Origin of the sequence: Vulcanococcus limneticus LL (genome assembly GCF_002252705.1) — a bacterium.
Classification (GTDB): Bacteria; Cyanobacteriota; Cyanobacteriia; order PCC-6307; family Cyanobiaceae; genus Vulcanococcus; species Vulcanococcus limneticus.
Genome location: NZ_NQLA01000092.1, coordinates 1 through 4,627 on the forward strand (window position 1 = coordinate 1; position 4,627 = coordinate 4,627).

The 4,627-nt window shown below is 71.0% G+C and carries 3 protein-coding genes; all 3 read left to right on the plus strand.

Annotation, left to right across the window (positions count from 1 at the left end; all coding sequences use genetic code 11):
- The first annotated feature begins 451 nt into the window (after positions 1-451).
- Positions 452-1,369, plus strand: a complete 918-nt coding sequence (locus tag CJZ98_RS17150) for a hypothetical protein (protein ID WP_094592327.1) — start codon at positions 452-454, stop codon at positions 1,367-1,369.
- A gap of 66 nt (positions 1,370-1,435) precedes the next feature.
- Positions 1,436-3,100 (plus strand): DnaB-like helicase C-terminal domain-containing protein, encoded by a 1,665-nt coding sequence (locus CJZ98_RS17155; protein WP_094592328.1) that lies wholly within the window; start codon positions 1,436-1,438, stop codon positions 3,098-3,100.
- Positions 3,097-4,627 (plus strand): CHC2 zinc finger domain-containing protein (locus tag CJZ98_RS17160; RefSeq protein ID WP_198537937.1); only part of this gene is annotated, 1,531 nt, incomplete at its 3' end. The genes CJZ98_RS17155 and CJZ98_RS17160, both read left to right, overlap by 4 nt.

Consider the following 4,627-nt stretch of genomic DNA (forward strand, 5'->3'; position numbering starts at 1 on the left):
GGTGGGGGTCAGGGTCATGCAGCAGGGGCAGGGAGCGGGGCCACCGGGTGGCGGCCGCCAGGAGGATTCCCGCGTTGCCTCGCTTGTGCCATCCGGGTGGGATCTGCTACGGGGCGGCGTGCCTCTCCTGCCCGGTCTGGAGCCATGAGTCCCCCTGGCTTGTCATCACGGGGTCAGATGGCCCCCACTGGTTAAGGCAGAACGCTCCAAGGGCCTGGAGCAGATGGACCCTGTGGTGGGAGCGGACTGACCCACCATCTATATCTCCAAAGAACAATCCAAGAACCAATCCAGAAGGCGGGGCGGTGAACAGCTGATCGCGAAACCAGCGCCAGATGCGACCCATCGGCAGAGCCCCCAGGAGCAGGTTCCGTTGGAGAGCGCAGAGGACTGTGTTGCTGGGTGCCAATAGCCTCCGCAGTCACGACAGGAGCAGGTCCTCCTGGCCGCCATGCGCTTTTACGCCGTCTGCACCGAGGCGATTGAGCACACCCACCGCGCCCTGCAGCAGCTGGAGCAGCGGCGCCAGGGATCGAGCCGGCCCAGCCGCGCCCTGCGGGTCGCCCAGCTCTACGGCCACCTGCAGTGCCGCGCCAGGGACGGCGCCGCGGTGCAGCTCGGTCTGCGCGATCTCGCGGCCGCCTGGCATCTGCAGCCCCGCGAACTGCGGGCCGACCTCAAGGATCTGCAGGCGATCGGCTGGCTGCACTACAGCAGCGGCCCGGCGGGCCTGCGGATCCAGTTGACGGAGCCCGCTCTGGCGGCTGCAGCCGCTACCCAGCTGCCAGAGACTTCAGCCGTGGTGGCCCCCAGCGAGCCGGCGCAGAGCCTGATCGATCAGTTCGCTGCCCACTACAACCGCCAGCGGCCTGCCAGCTGGCCCGCCTACAGCCCGCGCGGCAGCGCCCTGGCGGCCCGGCTGCGCCGTGCCATTGCCCACGCCGGTGGGCCGGAGACGTTCTGGCCGGTGTTGACGCAGGCCCTGGCGGGAATGCCCGAGTTCTGGCGCAGCACCTACCCCCAGGGCCGCAGCGGTGCCGACTGCGCGGCGGCTCTGTTCAGCGCCGATCGCCACGCCGCGGGCCTGGGCGTGGAGTTCTGGCATGTCTTCTGCTGGGGTGCCACACAACCCGTTGCTGGCGGTGCGGTGGGTGCGGCCGTTGGGCACGCGCCTGGGCCGCAGGAGTCCGACTTCCGGCGCGCCTGCCGGTTGTTCGCCTGGGGGGATCACGCCTGGCGGGGGCAGGGGATGGAGGCCTTTGCACTGCCGAACAGCGAGAAGCAACGGCTGACGGAACTGCTGGAAGCCGCCGGCCTCGGCGCACACGGCCAGGCCGCACGCCAGTTCGCCCAGACGACCACGGCCTGACGCCCGAATCCCGACTCCGGAATCCTGGCGCTTCAGACCCCAGAACCTCGCCCCCTGTCTCACGTCATGACGGCTACCCCATCCACCGCCCAGATCGGCGCCATCCCCGGTGGCTTTGATCCCGCCCTGGTGCAGAGCCTGATCGAGCAGGGCGTGTTACTGGAAACTGCCGCCGGACTGGTGGCCACCGAGGCGCCGGTGGCGCCGCCGCCTGAGGGGTTGGTGGAGCACGAGAAGAACCTGCTCGCCGCCGTGCTGATCGGCTCCGGTGACCAGCGCGAGCGCTGGGGCCAGTTCCGCCGTGCCATCGGCCTGCGCTTTGACGAGGGCGTCCCGGCCTCCCTCTGGAGCGATCCCGGCCACCGGGCCCTGGCGCTGGAGATCGATGCGCTGTTCCGCGGCCGTCGCGACATCGCCGTGCTCAATGCCAATGCCCTGCGCGAGGACCTGCAGCAGCGCGCTGCCGATGGCCGCTTCCAGGGCTCGCTGCAGCAGATCGAAACGGCCCTCTCGGAGGTGATCGCCTGGGGGGAGGACGGCCAGCCCCACCCGGAGCTGGAGTTCACGCTGGCCTGCCAGCTGTTCCAGAGCGCCAAGGCGCGGGCGCTGTTCTATCCCGGCCTGCGGCGTCTGCTGGCGCGCGAACAGGTGGATCACGGCATCGACGCCGAACTCGAGCACTGCCGCGATCTGCTGAACGAGGCCACGGCGATCACCGCCGGCCGCTTCCGCCGGAACCTGCAGCTCTGCAGCGCCGTTGATGCCGCCCGTGAGTGCATCGCCCTGGCGTCGCTGCCGGCCGAGCAGCGCCCCAGGCCGATCTCCACGGGAATCCCGTCGCTCGATATCGACATGCGCGGCGGGATCCTTCCCGGGACGGGCGAGAGCACCTGGGTGCTGGCGGCCCGCTCGGGCATCGGCAAGACGACGGTGGCGATCGCCGCAGCGATGGGCCTGGCCATCAATGGCGCCTCGGTGCTGGTGCTCTCCTGTGAACTGAGCCGCCGCGCCATCGGGGCTCGCCTGCTCTCCAGCTACTGCCGGCGGGCGGCCGGTCAGTTCAATGCCCGCTACGGCGCCAACGACCTGGAGGGCCGCGGTGCCGTGATCGAGGGCCGGGATCTGGACACGTTGCAGCAGCTTTCAGCCCAGTTCTCGGAGGGTCTGGCGCCCAACGGCGATCGGATGGGCCAGGTGCTCTACCAGAGCCAATTTGCCGCCACGGTGGAGCAGCTGGCGGCCCTGGTGGAGGACTGCAAGAGCGCCCATCCCGAGCTGGCGGCGGTGGTGCTCGATCACTTCCACGCCATGGGTCCCACACCGGGCTATGGCAGCAACACCACCGCCGAGCTGGCGGCGCGGGCGACGGCGATCAAGGCCCTGGCCGGCCGCTGCGAGCTGGATGTCGTCGTGGTGGCGCAGCTGAACCGCGGTGCCTACGGCAACACGACGGGACCCGATGTGTCGCATCTGGCGGGGACCTCGGAGCTGGAGCGCTATGCCTCGGCGGTGTGGCTGATCGATCGGCCCAGGCTCGATGAGTTCACTCCCGCCAGACCGGGGGTCCTCGAGGTGCACCACGGCAAGTGCCGCCACGGTCAGATGGCCGCCGGCCTGGACCTCAGCAAGACGACGATCCGCCTCGATCGCAGCCACTGCTATCTCGAGGCCGATGAGGCTCGCAAGCTGTTCACCGGCAGTGACCTGTACCCCGGCGTGGAATGCCTGTGACCGCCGCGGGCCCCGCCGGGGCGGTGACGCCGGCGCTGCTGGAGCAGGTGCGCGAGCGGGCCCGCATCGAGGACCTGTTCAACCCTGCCGATCTGCGCAAAGCGGGCCGCGAGTTCCTGAGCCGCTGTCCCTGGCATGACGACCGTCGCCCCTCACTCACGGTCAGTCCGGCCCGGAACCGGGTGCATTGCTTCGTGTGCGGGCGGGGCACCGACGCGATCGGCTGGTTGCAGGACCGCCAGGGTCTGTCGTTTCAGGAGGCGGTGCTGGAGCTGGCGCAGCGCTGCGGGATCAGCCCGGTGGAGGGAGACCCCCAGGCGCAGCAGCGCTGGGAGCAGGAGCGACGCCAGCGGCGGGAGCTGCTCGCCCGGCGGCAGCGCCAGCGGTTGCAGTTCCAGCAGAACCTGGAGCGGCAATTGGTGAACGGCGGCCCGGCGGCCGAGCTGCTGCGCCGCCGGGGCCTGAGCCCGGAGACCGCCCGCCACTGGCAACTGGGTTTTGCAGACGGCCGGCTGGTGATTCCTCTGAACGATCCGGCGGGCCAGTGCGTGGGCTTCTGCGGCCGGGCCCTGGCCGATGAGCTCCCTAAATACCGCAACAGCGCAGGCGATCTGCTCTTCCAGCGCAACGGTTTGGTCTTTGGCCTTGACCGGGCCGCGGAAGCGATCCGGCGTGAGGGCACGGCGCTGCTGGTGGAGGGTCCGCTGGATGGGATCCAGCTGCACCAGGCCGGCTTCTGCCAGGCAGTCGCCTGTCTGGGCACCAGCGTGTCGCCGCTGCAGCTGCAGCTCCTGCGCCGCCATGGGCTGCGTCATCTGCTGATCGCTTTCGATGGTGACAGCGCCGGCCGCAGCGCCACGGCGCGGCTGCTCGGGCAGCTGCAGCCCCAGCTGCTCAGCGGTGAGCTCACGGCCGCAGTGCTGCAGCTGCCCGAAGGCCAGGACGCCGACGGGCTGGTGCGCAGCCAGGGCCCAGCGGCTTTGGAGGGGCTGATCGCTGGGGCCGAGCACTGGCTGGAGTGGCGGCTGGCGCGGCTGCTGGAGCCCCTGGATGGGGCGGAGATTGGCCGTGGTGGTGCATCCCTGGAGCTGTTGCAGCGGATCGAGCGCGAGGGTCAGGCGTTGCTGCAGACCCTGCCCGAGGGCGTGCTGCGCCGCACGGCGGAACGGCTGCTGGAGCAGGGCCTGGCGCTGCGGCCGAGCGGCAAGGAGTCACAGGCGCTGGCGGGGGAGCAGCCGCCCGTGGCACTGCCACTGGTGCCGGCGACCACGGCCCGCCAGCGGGCGGAGCGGCGCGTCGTGCGGCTGTTCATCCACGCGCTCGACTGCCGCGATCCGCTGCTCGCCCTGCCGATCACCGACCCCGCCTGCCGCGCGGCCCTCGACTGGGCCTGCAACCTGGCGGTGGCGGTGGCTGAGGAGCAGCTGCCCGCGGCGCTGCTGCAGGTGGCGGGACAGCTGGGCGGGAGCACCGCCGCCCTGTTGCGCCAGGCTGCCGCGCCGGGGGAGGAGGTGGTGGAGCTGCTGC

What these genes read in the sequence shown, in the direction of transcription:
- CJZ98_RS17150 (WP_094592327.1), top strand. Translation starts at nt 452, where the DNA reads ATGCGCTTTTACGCCGTCTGCACCGAGGCGATTGAGCACACCCACCGC.
- CJZ98_RS17155 (WP_094592328.1), top strand. Translation starts at nt 1,436, where the DNA reads ATGACGGCTACCCCATCCACCGCCCAGATCGGCGCCATCCCCGGTGGC.